General features: G+C 68.1%; 21 protein-coding genes. 12 read left to right on the top strand and 9 right to left on the bottom strand.

The annotated features are described in order from the left end of the window. Positions 1-38: 38 nt before the first annotated feature. The 3 genes from AB5I40_RS26520 (at position 39) to AB5I40_RS26530 (ending at position 1,964) form a co-directional block, all read left to right on the top strand. Positions 39-746 carry an ABC transporter ATP-binding protein gene (locus AB5I40_RS26520; RefSeq protein ID WP_370932730.1) on the top strand — a complete coding sequence of 236 codons (708 nt, stop codon included), beginning with the start codon at positions 39-41 and terminating at the stop codon, positions 744-746. A gap of 13 nt (positions 747-759) precedes the next feature. Continuing rightward, a complete protein-coding gene (locus AB5I40_RS26525; protein WP_370932731.1) occupies positions 760-1,485 on the top strand; it encodes an ABC transporter permease in 726 nt (241 codons plus the stop codon). A gap of 92 nt (positions 1,486-1,577) precedes the next feature. After that, positions 1,578-1,964: an SCO5389 family protein gene (locus tag AB5I40_RS26530; RefSeq protein WP_344282305.1), complete on the top strand. Its 387-nt coding sequence runs from the start codon at positions 1,578-1,580 to the stop codon at positions 1,962-1,964. 360 nt (positions 1,965-2,324) lie between these two features. On the opposite strand, the gene AB5I40_RS26535 is transcribed toward AB5I40_RS26530, so the two are convergent. The 3 genes from AB5I40_RS26535 to AB5I40_RS26545 are packed head-to-tail and all read right to left on the bottom strand — an operon-like array spanning position 2,325 to position 4,404. Continuing rightward, positions 2,325-3,338, bottom strand: coding sequence for an LLM class flavin-dependent oxidoreductase (locus AB5I40_RS26535; RefSeq protein WP_370932732.1), 1,014 nt, complete (start codon positions 3,336-3,338; stop codon positions 2,325-2,327). After that, entirely contained in the window at positions 3,290-3,448 is a 159-nt protein-coding gene (locus tag AB5I40_RS26540; protein WP_009085537.1) for a hypothetical protein, read from the bottom strand. The genes AB5I40_RS26535 and AB5I40_RS26540 overlap by 49 nt, the downstream gene beginning before the upstream one ends. After that, positions 3,448-4,404 carry a class E sortase gene (locus AB5I40_RS26545; protein ID WP_370932733.1) on the bottom strand — a complete coding sequence of 319 codons (957 nt, stop codon included), beginning with the start codon at positions 4,402-4,404 and terminating at the stop codon, positions 3,448-3,450. The genes AB5I40_RS26540 and AB5I40_RS26545 overlap by 1 nt, the downstream gene beginning before the upstream one ends. A 652-nt stretch (positions 4,405-5,056) precedes the next feature. On the opposite strand from AB5I40_RS26545, the gene crgA reads away from it, so the two are divergent. Beyond that, positions 5,057-5,323, top strand: a complete 267-nt coding sequence (gene crgA / locus AB5I40_RS26550; protein ID WP_354735956.1) for a cell division protein CrgA — start codon at positions 5,057-5,059, stop codon at positions 5,321-5,323. 85 nt (positions 5,324-5,408) lie between these two features. Further along, positions 5,409-5,834: a PH domain-containing protein gene (locus AB5I40_RS26555; RefSeq protein WP_370932734.1), complete on the top strand. Its 426-nt coding sequence runs from the start codon at positions 5,409-5,411 to the stop codon at positions 5,832-5,834. Here the strand turns inward: AB5I40_RS26555 and AB5I40_RS26560 are convergent. After that, entirely contained in the window at positions 5,823-6,776 is a 954-nt protein-coding gene (locus AB5I40_RS26560) for a rhomboid family intramembrane serine protease (RefSeq protein ID WP_370932735.1), read from the bottom strand. The two genes, AB5I40_RS26555 and AB5I40_RS26560, sit on opposite strands and share 12 nt — an antisense overlap. A gap of 43 nt (positions 6,777-6,819) precedes the next feature. Beyond that, complete coding sequence (locus AB5I40_RS26565; protein ID WP_344282324.1) at positions 6,820-7,344, bottom strand: peptidylprolyl isomerase; 525 nt, start codon at positions 7,342-7,344, stop codon at positions 6,820-6,822. Positions 7,345-7,550: 206 nt separating this feature from the next. Here AB5I40_RS26565 and AB5I40_RS26570 point away from each other — a divergent pair, with 206 nt between their 5' ends. Continuing rightward, a complete protein-coding gene (locus AB5I40_RS26570) occupies positions 7,551-8,183 on the top strand; it encodes a hypothetical protein (protein WP_370932736.1) in 633 nt (210 codons plus the stop codon). A gap of 63 nt (positions 8,184-8,246) precedes the next feature. Here the strand turns inward: AB5I40_RS26570 and AB5I40_RS26575 are convergent, their stop codons facing one another. Together AB5I40_RS26575 and AB5I40_RS26580 are read right to left on the bottom strand one after the other, a co-directional pair. Beyond that, a complete protein-coding gene (locus tag AB5I40_RS26575) occupies positions 8,247-8,699 on the bottom strand; it encodes a hypothetical protein (RefSeq protein WP_370932737.1) in 453 nt (150 codons plus the stop codon). A gap of 140 nt (positions 8,700-8,839) precedes the next feature. Further along, the gene (locus AB5I40_RS26580) at positions 8,840-9,367 is read right to left on the bottom strand and encodes a DUF2020 domain-containing protein (RefSeq protein WP_370932738.1); all 528 of its coding nucleotides are present in this window, start codon (positions 9,365-9,367) and stop codon (positions 8,840-8,842) included. A gap of 95 nt (positions 9,368-9,462) precedes the next feature. Here AB5I40_RS26580 and AB5I40_RS26585 point away from each other — a divergent pair, with 95 nt between their 5' ends. Both AB5I40_RS26585 and AB5I40_RS26590 read left to right on the top strand, forming a co-directional pair. Then, positions 9,463-10,134 carry a hypothetical protein gene (locus AB5I40_RS26585; protein WP_370940612.1) on the top strand — a complete coding sequence of 224 codons (672 nt, stop codon included), beginning with the start codon at positions 9,463-9,465 and terminating at the stop codon, positions 10,132-10,134. A 1-nt stretch (position 10,135) separates the two neighbouring features. Beyond that, entirely contained in the window at positions 10,136-10,774 is a 639-nt protein-coding gene (locus AB5I40_RS26590; protein WP_370932739.1) for a pyridoxal 5'-phosphate synthase, read from the top strand. Here the strand turns inward: AB5I40_RS26590 and AB5I40_RS26595 are convergent. Beyond that, positions 10,771-11,655: a hypothetical protein gene (locus AB5I40_RS26595; protein ID WP_370932740.1), complete on the bottom strand. Its 885-nt coding sequence runs from the start codon at positions 11,653-11,655 to the stop codon at positions 10,771-10,773. The two genes, AB5I40_RS26590 and AB5I40_RS26595, sit on opposite strands and share 4 nt — an antisense overlap. Positions 11,656-11,762: 107 nt before the next feature. Here AB5I40_RS26595 and AB5I40_RS26600 point away from each other — a divergent pair, with 107 nt between their 5' ends. From AB5I40_RS26600 to AB5I40_RS26610, 3 genes are read left to right on the top strand one after another with little or no spacing between them, the layout of a single operon-like run. Continuing rightward, a complete protein-coding gene (locus AB5I40_RS26600) occupies positions 11,763-12,206 on the top strand; it encodes a helix-turn-helix transcriptional regulator (protein WP_043831515.1) in 444 nt (147 codons plus the stop codon). A 10-nt stretch (positions 12,207-12,216) separates the two neighbouring features. Next, positions 12,217-12,627, top strand: coding sequence for a VOC family protein (locus tag AB5I40_RS26605; RefSeq protein ID WP_370932741.1), 411 nt, complete (start codon positions 12,217-12,219; stop codon positions 12,625-12,627). A 43-nt stretch (positions 12,628-12,670) separates the two neighbouring features. After that, positions 12,671-15,049, top strand: coding sequence for an ATP-binding cassette domain-containing protein (locus AB5I40_RS26610; RefSeq protein WP_370932742.1), 2,379 nt, complete (start codon positions 12,671-12,673; stop codon positions 15,047-15,049). On the opposite strand, the gene AB5I40_RS26615 is transcribed toward AB5I40_RS26610, so the two are convergent. Beyond that, positions 15,046-16,452, bottom strand: a complete 1,407-nt coding sequence (locus tag AB5I40_RS26615; RefSeq protein ID WP_370932743.1) for an amidase — start codon at positions 16,450-16,452, stop codon at positions 15,046-15,048. The two genes, AB5I40_RS26610 and AB5I40_RS26615, sit on opposite strands and share 4 nt — an antisense overlap. Positions 16,453-16,550: 98 nt before the next feature. Between AB5I40_RS26615 and AB5I40_RS26620 the strand changes: the two genes are divergently transcribed. Further along, positions 16,551-17,369, top strand: a complete 819-nt coding sequence (locus tag AB5I40_RS26620) for a helix-turn-helix domain-containing protein (RefSeq protein ID WP_370932744.1) — start codon at positions 16,551-16,553, stop codon at positions 17,367-17,369. The last annotated feature ends 12 nt before the right edge of the window (positions 17,370-17,381 follow it).

Raw genomic sequence — 17,381 nt, forward strand, 5'->3', positions numbered from 1 at the left:
CATTCTGCCGGACCGCGGGCGCTTCTAGCGTCGTTCGCATGCGACTCATCGAAGTTTCCGAACTCCGCAAGGCCTATGCGGGCCGGGTCGTGGTCGACGGCGTCTCGTTCTCCGTCGAACGCGGCGAGATCTTCGGCGTACTCGGCACGAACGGAGCCGGGAAGACCACCACTGTCGAATGCCTGCAGGGCCTGCGCTCGCCGGATTCCGGCACGATTTCCGTGCTAGGCCTGGATCCTGCGCGCGACGCCGCCGAACTGCGCCGCCGCGTCGGCACCCAACTGCAGGACGCGCGCCTGCCGGAGAATCTGCGGGTCCAGGAAGCGCTTTCGCTGTTCGCGTCCTTCTACCCGAACCCGGCCGACATCGAGATGCTGCTGACCCAACTCGGCCTAGCCGCCCACCGCGACGTCGCCTTCGGCAAGCTTTCCGGCGGCCTCCGGCAACGGCTGTCCATCGCGCTCGCACTGGTCGGCCGCCCCGAGCTGGCGATTCTCGACGAACTGACCACCGGCCTCGACCCGCACGCCCGGCAGGAAACGTGGCAACTGGTCGAGGACGTGCGGGCTTCCGGCGTGACGATCGTGCTGGTCACCCACTTCATGGACGAGGCGCAACGGCTCTGCGATCGCCTGGTGCTGCTGGATCAGGGCCGCGTCGTCGCCACCGGGACTCCCGCCGACCTGCTCGCCACCACCGGCCAACCCACCCTGCACGAAGCGTTCGTCGCCCTCACTCGCGGCTGAAGGAGCCCTCCCGATGCGTACTTTGCTAATCACCGAAGCAAAACTCTTCCTGCGCACGCCGCTGTGGGCTCTCCTGGGCGTTTTCCTGCCGACTGCGATCCTGCTGGGCGTCGGCTCGATCCCCGGAATGCGCGAACCGAGCCCCGTCACCGGTGGATATCGATTTATCGACCTGTGGGCGCCTTCGCTGGTCGTCATCGCGCTGGCGATGATGGGCCTGCAGGTGATCCCCGCCGCCGTCGCCACCTACCGCGAGCACGGCATTCTCCGCCGCCTGGCCACCACCCCCGTACCGCCCGCGTATCTCCTGCTCGCCCAAGTGCTGATCCACGCCGCCGTCGCACTGGCTGGGGTTCTGCTGATGCTTCTCACTGCCAGAATCGCCTTCGACGTGCCGATCCCCCGCCATCCCGGGCTGTTTCTGCTGGCCCTGCTGCTAGGCCTGGTCTCGGTGTTCGCACTGGGCCTGATCGCCGCGTCCCTCGCCCGCACCGGCAAAGCCGCCGGCGGACTGGCCATGATCGCGTTCTTCCCCATCATGTTCATCGGCGGCGTCTACCTTCCGCGACCGCTACTGCCAGCATTGATCCAGAAAATCGGCGCTTACGTCCCGCCAGGCACCCAACCACTGCAAGACGCCTGGGTCGGCGACGGCGGGCAGCCACTGCAGTTCGTCGCGTTGGCCGCCTTCGCGCTGGGCGGAACGGCGCTCGCCGTGCGGCTGTTCCGGTGGGAGTGATCCACCAAAGTGGTGATGAAACTCGTTTTCTCTTGTGGCCGGGTCCGGCGGGCCGGTAGCTCTGAGGGGTACCGCTGACCATGGAGGTTGTCTTGTCCTTGGACGTATCGCCCGCGCTGCTGGAAAAAGCCGAACGCGGGGAGGTCTCCGACGCCGAGTTCGTGGCCTGTGTGCGGGAATCGCTGCCGTACGCGTGGGAGGTCATCACCGGAGTGATCGCGGAAGCGGACACCGCCGCGGACGGATTCGCGGACAACGAAACCCCGCCGCCGAGCGAGGCCGCCCGCGGTCAGCTCCTGCGAGCCCTGGCCTCGGACGCGATCCGCGGCGGGCTGGAGCGGCATTTCGGGGTGAAGCTGGCATTCCAGAACTGCCACCGGGTGGCGGTGTTCCGCGAGACGGACGGGGATCGGTACCGGGCGTTTGTCTCGCCTCGGGGGCAGTTGCTGAACCAGAGCCCTGAGCTGCGGGACTGCTGAGTTTCGCTTGAGGATCGGTTTGGTCAGGGGATCTCTCTGACCAAACCGGCCTTTAGCCGGTTCTGCATTCGACTGACGTCACTGATCCGGCGACCTTGGCCTTCGTGGACGGCGTGGTCATCACCGTGTTTCGCACGATCGCCTTCCCTGGGATCGTGCCCGTCGCAGTCTCCGTGATCGGGCCGCTTTGGTCGCACGTGTACCGGTCGAGATCCGGCATTCGTTCGGTTTTCGTTCGCCCCCGGACTGGTCGAGACCGTGGGGCCTGACCAGAGAAGTACCTGACCAGGCACCGAGCGCCCTCGGCAGGACTCGAGCCTGCGATCTAGAGATGAGAAGGCCCGAACTCCTGGCGTCCGGCTAATCCCGCAGCGCGGGCAGCACCTCAGCACCGATCCGCGCGATGTTGGCCAGAGTCCCCTCCGGCGTGCCGGATGCTTCCACGAACATGATCACGTGGGACACCCCGGTGCGCCGGAGGCTTGTTCGCAGGGTCTCGACGCAATGCTCGACCGGACCGACCGGATGGATCGCGCACAGGTTTTCCGTGTACTCCCAAGGATCCCGGGCCGGACCAGGACGATCGTCCACCGGCACGTGGGCGGCTAAGCCATCCGACAGCCAACCAGGCAAAGCACGGCGCACCACCGCAGAAGCATCGTCGCCGACCTGGCATAGCACCGTCGACACGTGGGCCGCGGGCGCGCCATAAGCAGCGACAGTTGCAGCCTTCTCCATGTCATCCGCGTGCAGGCCCAGCAACAACGGCAACTTACGTTCCGCAGCCAGCCGGACGGCGGAGGAAGTCGGGCCGCCGCAGGCCACTACAACGTCCAAAGATCGTTGCGGAGCTGGGCGAAGCGGGACTTCCCGGAAAGCAAAATGAGACCCCTCAGCCGAGACTCGGCCAGTAGCGGCAGTCAGCAACAGATCCAGCGACTCGGCGAAACCCGTTTCATAGCGCGGCAACCCGGTGCCGAACACTTCCAGATCCTGCCAAGGCCCACCCCGGCCAACACCCAATCGCAATCGGCCGTCGGAGATTGCGTCCAGCATTGACCACTGTTCCGCCAACGCGACCGGATGCGTCGTCGACAGCACGCTCACCGCCGTGCCCACGCTGATCCGCGACGTCTGGCCAAGCACGTGTGCGGCGAGCGTGATTGCCGACGGGCACACGCCATAAGGCATGAAGTGGTGCTCGGCCAGCCACACGTCGTCGAAGCCAGCCGCCTCGGCAGCAAGAGCGGCACGGATGGTGCGCCGCAGGACGGCGGCGTCGTCCTGGCCCGGGAAGCGGCCCGAGACCAGGAAGACGCCGAACCTCAGTTGTTCACCGACACGTTGTTGAACCACAGCAGCGGGTCCAGCCACGGGAACACCACGAACATCAGCAGCGCCACAATCCCGAGCACCAGCACGAGCGCGATCACGAACTTCACCGCGAACGGACCGGGCAGATGCCGCCAGAGCCAGCCGTACATCAGGAACCGACTCCGATCTTCTTCAGCAGCGTCGTGTAATCCGGCACCTGCGTCTTCGGCACCTGGCGAGTCAGCACGGAGGTGATGATCAGCCGCTCCTTCGCCGAGAACTGCGGGTGGCACGTGGTGAGCGTGAGCAGCGAAGCCTGCTGCGCCTTGGGCAACGCGTCCGCCGGCTTGTACGGCACCGCGTTCACCGCGTCGCCCTGGCTCGGCTGGACGACCTTGCGGCCGAAGGTTTCGTCGTACGGTCCGCCGCCCGGAATGCTCGCGTTGCGCAGCGTCGAGACGCCCTTGCACTCCGGCTGCGCGCCCTTGCCGCTGCTCCAGCCCTTGATCTCGTCGTCGTAGGGCAGCACCTGGTAGATGAAGAAATCGCTGTGCGTTTCGATGACGATCTGGTCGCAGGAGCTCAGGTTGTCCAGGTCGTTGAACGGCGCGCCCTTGCCGACGCGGTGTCCGGCGATGCCGAAGTTGCCCGGTTCGCCCGGCAGCGCGGTGCCCTTGTAGTGGCCGGGACCGACGGCCAGCGAGTCCTCGCCGGTGCCTTCCTGGATGGTGAAGTTGAAGTCCGCGCCGAACGACGGGATGTGGATCCGCGCGAACGCCTTGCCGTCGATCAGCTCGGGGTGCAGCGTGCGGTCCTTCTGCCAGTCGCCGTCGAGCTGGTCGCTCGCGGTGTGCTGCTTCTCCGCCGAGAACAGGTCGGTGACCCACACCTCGTACACCATGAACAGCAGCACGACGACGCCGAGCGTGATGAAGATTTCGCCCGCGGTGCGGATCGCGATCCCGCCCTTGCCCAGCGGCGGCGGGGTCTTCTTGGCCTTCTTCTTGTCGTCTTCGTCAGCGACGGCCACCGCGGAGAACACCTCGGTCGGCTGCTCGGCGAACTCCGGGCCGGTCATCCGCCGCCGAGAAGGATCCGAGGCCCCGGCACCCACCCGGCGAGGCATCTGACGGCCTTCTTCCAGCTGGCGGCGCGGATCTCCGCCGCGGGGACGCCGGCTGGGGTCCCCGGGTTCGGGACGGCCCGCGCGCGGGTCGGCCGGACGTCGTTCGCCGCGCGGGTCGCCCTCGGCGCGGAACTCGGCGGTACGGCGGGGTGCGGTGCCGCGCGGGCCGCCGAAATCACCGCCGCGGGGGTCACCCTCGCGGGGCCTGCCACCGCCCGCTCGCCCTTGTCCGGGGCGGTTTTCGCCGCCGCCCTGGGCCGGTCCGCCCCGGTCGATCGGCGTGCGCTGTTCGGGTGATCTCCGGCCCGGATCGCCGGCCACTCTTCGCCGCGGCGGCGTCTCCCCGGACTGCCTTCTCGGCGGCGGGGGCTGTCGGCGGACCGGGCGGTCAGGTCCCGTGCCGGGGCGGCGGTCGTCCTCGCCCGGCCAATCTTGCGGCGTCACGCAAGCTCCTCCCGCGCCCGGCCGGAGTCCTCCTCGGCACTCCAGGTGGCGCTATTGTCACAGTCTGAGAAACCCGACCGCTCCCGCCCGGTGCTGCGGAGCCGTCCTTTACGTTAACGTGTGCACGTGGCGCTGGTTGCGCACCCCGACAGCGGGACCTCGTCCAGGATGCCGCCACCAGGAATGCCCGAGAGCACGCGAGGAAACGATGCCGAAGTCGAAGGTCCGCAAGAAGACCGCGTACACCCCGCCTGTCGACCGCCGCACCCCGGTGAAGGTCCAGGCCGCGGGACCGTCGAACCTGTTCTACAAGATCGTCATGTTCGGCCTCATGCTCCTCGGGCTGATCTGGCTGGTCGTGAACTACATCGCCGGCGACAAAGTTTCGTTCCTCAGCCAGCTCGGAAACTGGAACTTCGCGATCGGATTCGCCGCGATGATCGCCGGCCTGCTGATGACGATGCGGTGGCGCTGACCATCCGCCGGATCAGCTTTGCTCCGGACGGCCGATTGACACCGAATCACACCGGTGTGACTCATCCCCAGTGTGGATAACCCCTGTGGATAACCACCCGGCCTCGTGGGCTCCGCGCCGAAACCTCGTGGTAGTGGCGTGGGGCCTGACCGCGTTGTTGCTGGTCGGAACCGTCCTGGACGCCACCTTCGGCGACGGCAAGGGCGCGGTGCTCACCGGCCTCGCCACGCTGGCCGTCGGCGCGTTCGCGGTCCATTGGACGCTCGTCCGGCCGCGCCTGGCCGCCGACGAGGACTGTTTGCGCGCTCGCACGCTCAATGGCACCCACCGGCTCCCCTGGACCGGCACGACGGTCCGGCTGCGCAGCACGCGCCGCCTCGGCCGTGACGGCGTGACGCTTGAACTGGAGCACGACGATCAGCTGTTCATCTTCGGGCAGACCGACCTCGGCGAGGATCCTCGCGACGTGCTGGACGTGCTTACCGAGCTACGGGACCGCTCAGCGGGATAGCTGGCACGTGTACCGGTACTCCCCCTGAACCAGATGGGGAGAGCAATCCAGCGACGGATACTCCGTGGCTCGCCAGCCGATCAGCCCGGCAAGCGCGATCGCGATGACGGCCGTGCCGATCGCCTGCCACCGGACGAGGTTGCGGGCCGGGGCGTACAGCATCGCGGCTGTCACCAGTGCCCCGGTGACGAGGCCGCCAGCGTGCGCCCAGATCGAAATGCCGGGGATCGTGAAGGTGATGTAGGCGTTGATCACCAGGTTGATGAGCAGCGCGGTCGGGTTGAGCCGCAGTTTGAGTGTGATGACCGCGTAGGCGCCGAGAAGCCCGAAGATCGCGCCGGAGGCGCCGACAGTCGGCCTGCCGTCCCCGAAAAGCAGCACCGCGGTGGAGGCTCCGAGCATCGACACGAAGTAGAGCGCCAGGTATCGGACCTTGCCGAAGACCTGCTCCAGTGCACGGCCGATCATCCACAGCGAGAACGCGTTCGCCGCGATGTGAATGGGTCCGTAATGCAGGAAGCCCGACGTGAAAACCCGCCACCACTCGCCCGCGCCGAGGGTGAGCACGGGCTCCAGGGAAAACCACGCATGGGTGAGGGACAGATTGTTGTTGAACAGGCTCTTCGCCTGGATGACGGTGACGAAGAAGATCACCACGTTCACCGCGATCAGAGTCGCCGTGACGGTATAAGAATTGGACAGCCGGGCACCCGCGATAGTGCGAGACCCCATCCCGGCATCGCGATACTGCCGTTGCTGTTGTTTCTGCTGCTGCGCCCCGGTCTGCACGCAGTCGGTGCACTGGAATCCCACCGGGGCTTCGCGCAGGCAGTCCGGGCAGGCCGGACGCCCGCAGCGGGCGCAGCTGAGGCCGGTCGGGCGGTTCGGATGCCACCAGCAACCGGGCATGGACGGCGCGGACGGGTTCGGCGGTTGGCTCACGATGACTCCAACCTACCGAAACCCCGTCCCTGCCTGCGGCGCGTCAGTCTTCGACGGTGATCTTCTCGATGACCACGTCGGACAGCGGGCGGTCCGCCGGGCCGGTCGCGCTGGTCGCGATGGCGTCGACGACGTTCCGGGAATCCTGGTCCGCGACCTCGCCGAAGATCGTGTGCCGGAAGTTCAGGTGCGAGGTCGGCGCGACGGTGATGAAGAACTGCGAGCCGTTGGTGCCCGGCCCGGCGTTCGCCATGGCCAGCAAGTACGGCTTGGAGAACTGCAGCTCGGGGTGGAACTCGTCGCCGAACTTGTAGCCGGGGCCGCCGCGGCCGGTGCCCGTCGGGTCACCGCCCTGGATCATAAAGCCGTCGATGACGCGGTGGAAGATCGAGCCGTCGTAGAACGGACCGGAGTTGCCGCCCTTCGCGTTCGGCTGGGTGTACTCCTTGGAGCCGGTGGCCAGCCCCACGAAGTTCGCCACGGTCTTCGGCGCGTGGTCGGGCAGCAGGTTCACGTGGATGTCACCCTGGTTGGTGTGCAGGGTGGCCTTGCGGGCGCTTTCAGTCACGCCGCCATCGTGCCACCCCTTCGCACAAATGGGGGGTTCAGGGGGCCGTCTCGGCCCGTCGCGCTGGACATCGGCCCAGGAAGAAGGCACTTTCCCGAGGTTTCCGATCCGCCTCGAACGGGAAGCCGCAGCGGTGCGGGCGGAAAAAGGGCAGGATAGATGTCAAGCAACAGATCTGTTTCACAACGATTGATGAGGTGAAGACCATGACCCGGGCCGTGGAATCGGTCGGTGAGTCGGCCAAGTCCGGCTCGGCGGACCTGCGGAAGCTGGTCGTCGAGGCGGGCAAGGCGGGCGCGAAGGCCGCCGAGGCCGGCGCGGAGGAGCTGGGGAAGCGGAGCCGCCGGGCCCGCCGCAAGCTGGCGAAGAAGACGGAGCTGACTCGCAAGGAGCTGAAGAAGAGCTCCGCCGCGGCGCGCAAGGAAGCGCTCGCCCGCATCGCCGAGATGAAGAAGCCGGGCCGCAAGGCGAAGAAGGCCGCGATCAAGGCCGCCGCGTCGGCTGGCGAGTCGAAGCGTCGCGGCAAGAAGGACTTCAAGGCGGCGAAGAAGGAGTTCCGCGTCGCGCTGGAGGAGGCGAAGAGCGCGGCCAAGGGCACTCGCAAGCGTCGCCGCTGGCCGTGGATCCTCGGTCTCGGTGCGGTCGCTGTCGGCACTGCCGTCGCGCTGAAGTCGCGTCAGCAGGAGCCGCCGGTCGCCCCGGCGCCGCCGAAGGCCACCCCGCCGGCTCCGCCCGCGAAGCCGGCTCCGGAAGCCAAGGACGCGAAGGACGCCAAGCCGGGCGAGCCCAAGACGAACGGCAAGGCGCCGAGCACGTCGGCTGCGGAGAAGAAGAACTGAACGCGCGAAAAGGGCCCCGGGAAGTGCGTCCCGGGGCCCTTTTTCGTATGTCGCTCAGCCGGTTCAGGCCGCGGCGGCGTGCTTGTCGATCAGCTGGCCGAGACGCGGCAGCGCCTCCTCGACGTTCTTCTTGCCGTTCGGGCGCAGCTTCGAGTAGACCTTCTTGATGCTGTCGCGGCTGCTGCGGTCGGCACGGCTGTCGGTAACCCCGAGCAGCGCGTCCGAAGCCTCGTCCGAGCGGCTGGTCAGGTAGGCGCCGAAGTCGTTGCCGCCCTGGGCGCGGAAGTCGCCGTAGAACGGCTCGAGCGCGCCGGAGAAGTCGTCCAGCAGGCTGTCGATCGCGGACGGGATGATGCCCGGCTTGATCTTCTTGACGGCGGCGAAGCCGGTCTTCACGACCGCGCCGGAGACCCCGCCCTTGTCGGCGACCTCGGCGTCCACGAGCTCCGCGAAGTCGGAGACCACGGTGGGGCGACGGCTCGAGTCAAGCAGGATTTCCTTGAGGGTGTCAGCCACGAATCTGTCCTTGTCGTCGAAAAGGGGTAACCAAGTATGTGGTGCCGGACGGGCACCCGTCGCGCGAGTGTTGGGGGGACTGCGCGTGCTGCTTAGAGTAATACAAGATCAACTTCACTCACCCGTGCGGAGCCCGTTACTCAGAGCTTCAGGGCAGCGATAGCCTTTTTCGCCACTGTGCGTGCTTTGATGCTCTGCTTCTGGTTACTCGTCACGATGACGGCCGCCTCGCCCTTCGCGACGGCGTAGACCACCCCGTCGCCGGACGGCTGGTAACCGCCCTTCCACCCCGCCGGATCCGAAGCAGGGTTCGAGGTGTCGACCGGCGCGGCCTTGTTGACCAGCGCGGTCGCGACGTCGCTCTTGCCGACGTACACGCGCACGGTCAGCTGGATGCTGCCGTCCGGACGGTAGAAAAAGCACGTCGGATGCGGCTCGTCGTCGGAAATGCTCACCTTGGTGACGTGCTGCCCGTTCGCGTCCTGCACCGTCTCGTTCGACAGGTACGGGCACTCCGCGGTGCGCGCGGGCTGCGGATCGGGCGGCAGCCCCGCGGAAGCCGACGCGGAACTCGCCGGCGCCGAAGACGGAGTCTCCTTCGCCGGGCTCGACGGGTTGCAGCCGGCGAGCAGGACCAGGGCTGGGGCGAGAACGAGAAGTCGGCGCATGGCGCGCACAGTCAACCATGCCCGGTGAAGTCCGTGCGAAGGCGGCGCGTGCGACGATTGCCCAGGATTCCGCTCAGCCCGGGGAGGTCGCGGACGTGCTCACGCCCGAGCAGTACCTGCAGGTGGTCGCCGAACGCGTGGTGCGCAGCGGCGGCAGGCTCAACACCGTCCAGATCGGACCGGTGACCGCCGCGGTCGGCCTGTTCACCGAGTCGATCATGTTGTCCACGATGAACTACTGCGTCGTGGCCGGGGCTTATCCCGAGGTCGACGCGGCGACGCTGCACCAGTTCACCGGGATGGCCACCCAGCACGCCCGCGCCAACGTGCAGGGCACGATCGGCTGGACCGCCGCGTCGGTGGTGATCTGCGGGCTCGTCGGGCGCGTGCACCCGGACGCCGCGCAGCTGGCGAGCGCGAAGACGAGCAACCAGTTCGGCGGCGAAACCCGGATGGTCGCGGTGGATCCGTACGCGGGCGCGACCTACGCGTTCACCGGCGGGAAGCTCTGGGGCGCGGCGATGCACGGCGCGATCAACGCGAAGCTGACGTTCTGTTTCCCGCAGCCCGCCGAAGCTTTCCAGCAGGTGCAGTGGCAGCAGCAACAGGCCGCCTACCAGCAGCCTCCGCAATCGGGTCCCGGCGGTTTCCCCGGGCAGATTCCGCAGGGGCCGATGCCGCAGACTTCTCCCCCGCCCGCCGCGGGCCCGGCCGGGCCGCAGCCGCCGCATTACCCGCCGCCGGGGCAACCGCCGTACGGTCGGTGACATGGTTTCGTTGCGCGGCTGGCAGTCGTTCCCCGAACAGCTCCCGGACTTCGACCCGGACCACACCCCGGAAACACCGGAGGAGCTGTTCCTCGCCTGGCTGACCGAAGCCGGTGAACACGTGCTGGCCCCGCACGCCGTCACTCTGTCCACAGTGGACGCCGATGGCGCGCCGGACGCTCGCGTGGTCATCCTGAAGAACGTCGACGAGGACGGCTGGGCGGTCGCGACCAGTTCGGAAAGCCCGAAGGGCCAGCAGCTGACCGCGAACCCGCGGGCGGCGTTGACGTTCTTCTGGCCCGGTCGCGGACGCCAGGTGCGCGTGCGCGGTCTGGTGGTCCCCGCCGCGGCCGAGGTGTCCGCTGACGACTTCCTCGCTCGACCGCCTGCGTCGCGGGCCGAGGCGTACGTCGGGCATCAGTCGGAGGTGCTGTCCGACCCGGCGAAACTGGTCGAAGCCGCCGAGGCAGCCGCGGACTGGGTCGCGGAAAACCCGGACGTGGCACCGGAAACGTGGACGCGCTACCTGATCCAGCCGGAATCGGTGGAGTTCTGGCAGGCCTCGCACGACCGGCGGCACATCCGGGTCCGCTACCGCCGCGAACCCGCGGGCTGGGCTCGCGAACGTCTCTGGCCCTAGAGCCGGGAGTTGGCGCGCAGCTTGGAGATCGCGCCGACGGTGGCGTAGCCGCGCCACTCCAGCGAGGCCATCGGGGAGAAGCTGGCGAAGTCGACCGTCCAGCCGCCGTCGGGCTGCTGGCCCTGTTCCAGCCGGGTCAGGTCCGCCTCGACCGCTTCCGGGGCGAACAGCCGCCGGGACGGGCCGGGCACCGGGCTGAAGTCCAGCGGACGCAGCACCTCGCCCTCGGAGCCGCCCGGCACCGGGACGATTCCGCTCTCCGGCAGGAACTTCCCCAGCTTCGTCAGGAGTTCGTCGGCCTCCGGATACCGGTCGCAGGAGGCATCGAGCAGGTGGATCGCGAAGCTCAACTCGATGGCGTGCGGCATCTCGTCGAGGTCCCGGATCGCGCGCAGGCAGGTCTCGGTCGCCCGCGCGAGCCACGGATGCGCCGCGACCGCCTCGTCGTGTTCGGCGACCCGCCACGCCGCGGACGTGACGAACGCGGTGCTCTGCAACGAGAACGCCGCCGGATCGGCTCCGGTCCAAAAGGGAGCGCACGCGGTCGGATCGGCGACCGGGAACGCGAACGGCAGCCCGCCGTCGGCGAACGACACCGACTCCAGCCAGTCGCACAATTGCACCGCGTGCGGCGTGGTCACCGGTGCGATGTCGGCGAACATCTCGAACGCGTGCAGCGCGCCGCCCGGCTGGCTTTCCGGCGCGCGCAGATCCGGCTCCAGGCCCCAGCCGTAGCCGCCGTCCGGATTCCGGTAGGCCGCGACCGCCGCGAGCACCTCTTCGGCTCGCCCGTTTCCTTCCAGCAGCTCGAACCGCCGCTGGTCCAGCAACCGGCCGTGCCCGGCGAGGAACGGGGCGACGGCCTCCAATTTCACAGTCACCCGGAAACCGTCGCACGAGCCCGGCGCGAGGGTCTTGAACGAATCGGCCACCAGCCCGAAAGAGCGGATTACTGGGGCTCGAGCGATCGTCGTGGCACGATTCGGAAGTGACCAGCAAACCGGACGACGCGCAGCGATTGGCCGATCTCGCACGGTTGCGCCGGGTGCGCGACCGGATCGACCGCGAGTACGCGCGTCCCCTGGACGTCGAGGCGCTCGCGCGGAGCATCAACGTGTCCGCCGGGCACCTCAGCCGGCAATTCCGCGCCGCTTACGGAGAGTCGCCGTACTCGTATCTGATGACCCGTCGCATCGAGCGCGCCATGGCGTTGCTGCGCCGAGGCGATCTGAGCGTCACCGAGGTGTGTTTCGAGGTCGGCTTTTCGTCGCTGGGGACGTTCAGTACGCGGTTTACCGAGCTGGTCGGGAAGCCGCCAAGCGTTTACCGCCAGGAGGAGACCGGAGCGACCGAAGGCATGGCGCCGTGCGTCGCGAAACAGGTCACGCGACCGATCAGGAATCGAGAAGCACCCCGTTCGGCGCGAACCTAGTGTGATCGGCATGGAGATGACCATTCACGCGAGCTTCCTCCCGCACACCGATCCGGAAGCGACGCTGACCTTCTACCGCGACGTCCTCGGCTTCGAGGTGCGCAACAACGTCAAGTACGGCGACATGGCCTGGATTACCGTCGGCCCGCCCGGACAGCCGGACACCTCGGTCGTGCTCCAGCCGGTCGCCGCGTTCCCCGGCCTCACCGACGACGAACGCCGGATGATCGCCGACATGATGGCCAAGGGCACCTACGCCGCGCTGAACCTGGCCACCAAGGACGTCGACGCGACCTTCAACCGGCTGCAGGCCAGCGACGCCGAGGTCGTGCAGGAGCCGACCGACCAGCCCTACGGCGTCCGCGACTGCTCCTTCCGCGACCCGGCCGGGAACCTGATCCGCATCCAGCAAGCGAGCTGAAGAAGTCCGAGCCGGACCTCTGGGGAAAGAAACAGGAGAGACGATGACGAAGGCCAAGGGGAAGCCCGCGCCGGAGCACGCCGCAGACAGCCATGACCTGATCCGCGTGCAGGGCGCCCGCGTGAACAACCTCAAGGACGTCAGCGTCGAACTCCCGAAGCGCCGGTTGACGGTGTTCACCGGGGTGTCCGGCTCGGGCAAAAGCTCGCTGGTGTTCAGCACGATCGCGGCCGAATCGCAGCGGCTGATCAACGAGACCTACAGCAGTTTCGTGCAGGGCTTCATGCCGACGCTGGCCCGGCCCGAGGTCGACGTGCTCGACGGGCTGACCACCGCGATCATCGTCGACCAGCAGCGGATGGGGGCCGATCCGCGCTCGACGGTCGGCACCGCGACCGACGCCAACGCGATGCTGCGGATCCTGTTCAGCAGGCTCGCCGTGCCGCACATCGGGTCGTCGCAGGCGTTCTCGTTCAACGTGGCGTCGATCAGCGGCGCGGGCGCGGTCACCGTGAAGCGCGCCGGAAAAGAGATCAAGGAGCGGCGCAGCTTCAGCATCACCGGCGGCATGTGCGCCCGCTGCGAGGGTCGCGGTTCGATCAACGACATCGACCTTTCCCAGCTGTACGACGACACCAAGTCGCTCGACGACGGCGCGCTCACCATCCCCGGCTACACCCCGGGCGGCTGGAACTACCGGCTCTACAGCGGTTCCGGGCTGGTCGACCCGACCAAGCCGATCCGCAAGTACACGAAGCGCGAACTGCAGGACTTCCTGTACAAGGAACCGACGCGGATGAAGATCGAAGGCATCAACATGACCTACGAGGGTCTGGTGCCGAGGATCCAGAAGTCGTATCTGTCCAAGGACGTCGAAGCGATGCAGCCGCACATCCGCGCGTTTGTGGACCGGGCAGTCACCTTCGCGACGTGCCCGGAATGCGACGGGACGCGGCTGAGCGAGCTGGCGCGGTCGGCGAAGATCGACGGGATGAGCATCGCCGACGTGTGCGCGATGCAGATCAGCGACCTCGCCGATTGGGTCGGGAAGCTGTCCGAACCGTCGGTCGCGCCGTTGCTGAAGTCGCTGCACGAGACGCTCGAATCGTTCGTGGAGATCGGGCTCGGCTATCTGTCGCTGGACCGGCCGGCGGGCACGCTGTCCGGCGGCGAGGCGCAGCGGGTGAAGATGGTCCGGCATCTCGGATCGTCGCTCACCGACGTCACGTATGTCTTCGACGAGCCCACCATCGGCCTGCACCCGCACGACATCCAGCGGATGAACGACCTGCTGCTCCGGTTGCGGGACAAGGGAAACACCGTCCTCGTGGTGGAGCACAAGCCGGAGGCGATCGCGATCGCCGACCACGTCGTCGACCTCGGGCCGGGCGCGGGCACGAACGGCGGCACGGTGTGTTTCGAGGGCACTGTGGACGGTCTGCGCGCGAGCAAGACGTTGACCGGCAAGCACTTGGACGACCGCGCGTCACTCAAGCCGTCGGTGCGGGAGCGCACGGGCGTGCTGGAAATCCGCGGCGCGAACACGCACAACCTGCAGGACGTCGACGTCGACATCCCGCTTGGCGTGCTGTGCGTGATCACCGGTGTTGCCGGATCGGGCAAGAGCTCGCTGATCCACGGTTCGATCCGGGAGTCCGACGACGTCGTGTCCGTGGACCAGGCCCCGATCCGCGGTTCGCGGCGGAGCAACCCGGCGACGTACACCGGGCTGCTCGAACCGATCCGCAAGGCTTTCGCCAAGGCCAACAACGTGAAGCCCGCGCTGTTCAGCGCCAACTCCGAGGGCGCGTGCCCGAACTGCAATGGCAACGGCGTCATCTACACCGACCTCGGGATGATGGCCGGAGTGGCGACCACCTGCGAGGTCTGCGAGGGCAAGCGGTTCGACGCCTCGGTGCTGGAGTACCACTTCGGCGGACGGGACATCAGCGAGGTGCTCGCGATGTCGGTCGCCCAGGCCACCGCTTTCTTCGCCGAGGGCGACGCGAAAACCCCGGCCGCGCACCGGATTCTCGAACGGATGGAGCAGGTCGGGCTCGGCTACCTGACGCTCGGCCAGCCGCTGACCACGCTGTCCGGCGGCGAGCGGCAGCGGCTGAAGCTGGCGACGCACATGGGGTCGAACGGCGGCGTGTACATCCTCGACGAGCCGACCACCGGCCTGCACCTCGCCGACGTGGAACAGCTGCTCGGACTGCTGGACCACCTCGTCGAATCGGGCAAGTCGGTGATCGTCATCGAGCACCACCAGGCCGTGATGGCGCACGCCGACTGGATCATCGACCTCGGCCCCGGCGCCGGGCACGACGGCGGCCAGGTGGTCTTCGAGGGAACGCCCGCCGAGCTGGTGAAGAAGAAGCGGACGCTGACCGGGAAGCACCTGGCCGCCTACGTCGGCTAGCTGAGATCGAGCGGCGGCCGCCGGTCCGTCCAGGGCAGCGCCTGCTCCAGCGTGCGGGAGACCTGCAGCAACAGGTCTTCCCGCCAGGGCGCGGCGACCAACTGGACGCCGACCGGCAGGCCGCTGGCCTCGTCGTGGTGCAGCGGGAGGGAGATCGCCGGCTGGCCGGTCACGTTGAACAACGACGTGAAGACGCCCATCGGGTACGCGGCCACCACGGGGTGTCCGCTCGCTCGCCACGCGCCGACCTTCGGCGGCAGGCAGGCCATGGTCGGCGTGACCAGCAGGTCGAAGCTGTCGGTGAAGGCCTCGACAATGCGTCGTGACAGCACCTGGGTCTTGTGCACGCTCTCCGCGTAAGTCCAGGAATCGACCGACTTCGCGGCTTCGCGCTGGGCCCGGTTGTACGGTTCGATGCGGTCCGGGTCGACCACCGGTACGCCTGCGCTGGCGACGTTCCAGACCTTCATGAACGTCGAGATCAGCTCCTCGGACGTCGGCAGCGGAAGCGGTTTGTCGACGATCTGGTGTCCGGCTTCTTCGAGCGCACGGAGGGTTTTGTCGACCGCGGTCAGGCACGCCGGGTCGACGGTGATGCCGTCGATCAGCGAGGTAGTGAGGACGCCGATCCGCAGGCCCTCCGGCGGTTCTTCGGTTAGCGCATGCGCAAGGGACCGCGTGGGCGTTGGCTGCGACCACCACGCACCGGGGTCGTGCCGCGCGATGACGTCCAGCACCGCGGCGGTGTCGGCGAGCGTCCGGCTGACGACGCCGCTGGTCGCGAAGCCTTCGACCTCCACCACGGCGTTCGTGATCAGGCCGCGGGTCGATTTCAGCCCGACAAGACCGGTGCACGACGCCGGGATCCGGATCGAGCCGCCGCCGTCCTCCGCGTGCGCGACCGGAGCCATTCCGGCGATGACGGAGATCCCCGCGCCGCTGGACGAACCGCCGGGCGTGCGATCCGGGTCCCACGGATTGCGCGAGATGCCCTGCGCCTCGCTTTCGGTGAACGGCACCGCGCCGAATTCCGACGTCGTGGTCTTGCCAAGCGGGAGGAAACCGGCGTCGACGAACCGCCGCACCAGCGGATCCGACTTCGGCTGCGGGGACCGGTCGGTGGCCAGCGAGCCGTAGGTGGTCGGCCAGCCTTGGACGTTCGCGAGATCCTTGATCGGCAACGGAATCCCGTGGAACGGCGGCAGGTCCTCTGACGGGCACTGGACCACCGCGTCGGCTGCGGCTTTCGCGGCGGCGCGGACCTCGTCGTCGGCGCGGAAGCAGAAGGCGTTGAACTTCGGGTCCAGCGCGGCGATGCGGTCGAGATAGCAGTCGGCGATTTCGACCGGGCTCACCTCCTTCGCGCGGACGGCGGCGGCGAGTTCAACAGCGGAATTCATCATCACGGATCCCCTTTCCGGTACCCGTTCAGCCTGGTCGGGGCAGCGGCCGGCGGTCTTGGAGAAATGTCGCGCCGCCGGTTTTCTTCTACGATGGCGGTATGCGACCAGCCGAATGGGCTCGCGACGGGGCGGCGGTGTGGGGCATCGCCGTGCCGTCCCGGCCGCTCCGGCTGCCCGGGGTGCAGATGGCCGGATTCGTCGGCGACACCGTCGATTTGATCGATTTGACGGTGGTCCCGTACCCAGCGGTCACGATGTTCGTCAATCTCCGCGAAGGGCTGTTCGTCAACGGGGTGGCGCGCGGCAGCGCCGTCACCGGCATCGCACCGCGAGAGATGCGTGTGCGCGGGCAGAACATCGAATGCGTGCAGATCCGGCTGTCCCCCGAGGTCGCGCACGCCGTACTCGGCACGGATCTGACCGGCGAGATCGTCCCGCTCGAGGACGTCTGGCCTGCTGGGCTTCCTGACCGGCTGCGCGCACTCGACTCCTGGAACGACCGGTTCGCGCTGGTGGAAGCCACGCTGGGCAAGCGATACGAGGCCGGTCGCACGGTCGATCCGGAGGTCGCCTTCGCCTGGCAGCGAATGGACGCACACCACGGCCGGGTCCGGATCGAGCAGTTGGCCGACGAGACCGGATGGAGCCGGAAACGCCTGTGGTCCCGGTTCCGCGGCCAGCTCGGACTCAGCCCGAAACGCGCCGCGCAACTGGTCCGGTTCGACCACGCGGTGCACCGGCTCGCCGCCGGGGAAAGCCCCGCGTTGGTGGCCGCCGAGAGCGGATATGTCGACCAGTCGCACCTGCACCACGAGGTGAAAGCTTTCGCCGGAGTCACCCCCGCGGCCGCCGCGAGCGCGCCGTGGCTCGCGGTCGACGAAGTGGCCTGGTCCCGCCCCCGCTGCGCGAACGGGTGATCGCACCGGCAT

The organism is Amycolatopsis sp. cg13, from assembly GCF_041346965.1.
GTDB lineage: Bacteria > Actinomycetota > Actinomycetes > Mycobacteriales > Pseudonocardiaceae > Amycolatopsis.

What these genes read in the sequence shown, in the direction of transcription:
- AB5I40_RS26520 (WP_370932730.1), top strand. Translation starts at nt 39, where the DNA reads ATGCGACTCATCGAAGTTTCCGAACTCCGCAAGGCCTATGCGGGCCGG.
- AB5I40_RS26525 (WP_370932731.1), top strand. Translation starts at nt 760, where the DNA reads ATGCGTACTTTGCTAATCACCGAAGCAAAACTCTTCCTGCGCACGCCG.
- AB5I40_RS26540 (WP_009085537.1), bottom strand. Translation starts at nt 3,448, where the DNA reads ATGTACGGCTGGCTCTGGCGGCATCTGCCCGGTCCGTTCGCGGTGAAG.
- AB5I40_RS26545 (WP_370932733.1), bottom strand. Translation starts at nt 4,404, where the DNA reads ATGCCTCGCCGGGTGGGTGCCGGGGCCTCGGATCCTTCTCGGCGGCGG.
- crgA (WP_354735956.1), top strand. Translation starts at nt 5,057, where the DNA reads ATGCCGAAGTCGAAGGTCCGCAAGAAGACCGCGTACACCCCGCCTGTC.
- AB5I40_RS26570 (WP_370932736.1), top strand. Translation starts at nt 7,551, where the DNA reads ATGACCCGGGCCGTGGAATCGGTCGGTGAGTCGGCCAAGTCCGGCTCG.
- AB5I40_RS26580 (WP_370932738.1), bottom strand. Translation starts at nt 9,367, where the DNA reads ATGCGCCGACTTCTCGTTCTCGCCCCAGCCCTGGTCCTGCTCGCCGGC.
- AB5I40_RS26590 (WP_370932739.1), top strand. Translation starts at nt 10,136, where the DNA reads ATGGTTTCGTTGCGCGGCTGGCAGTCGTTCCCCGAACAGCTCCCGGAC.
- AB5I40_RS26605 (WP_370932741.1), top strand. Translation starts at nt 12,217, where the DNA reads ATGGAGATGACCATTCACGCGAGCTTCCTCCCGCACACCGATCCGGAA.
- AB5I40_RS26610 (WP_370932742.1), top strand. Translation starts at nt 12,671, where the DNA reads ATGACGAAGGCCAAGGGGAAGCCCGCGCCGGAGCACGCCGCAGACAGC.
- AB5I40_RS26615 (WP_370932743.1), bottom strand. Translation starts at nt 16,452, where the DNA reads ATGATGAATTCCGCTGTTGAACTCGCCGCCGCCGTCCGCGCGAAGGAG.
- AB5I40_RS26620 (WP_370932744.1), top strand. Translation starts at nt 16,551, where the DNA reads ATGCGACCAGCCGAATGGGCTCGCGACGGGGCGGCGGTGTGGGGCATC.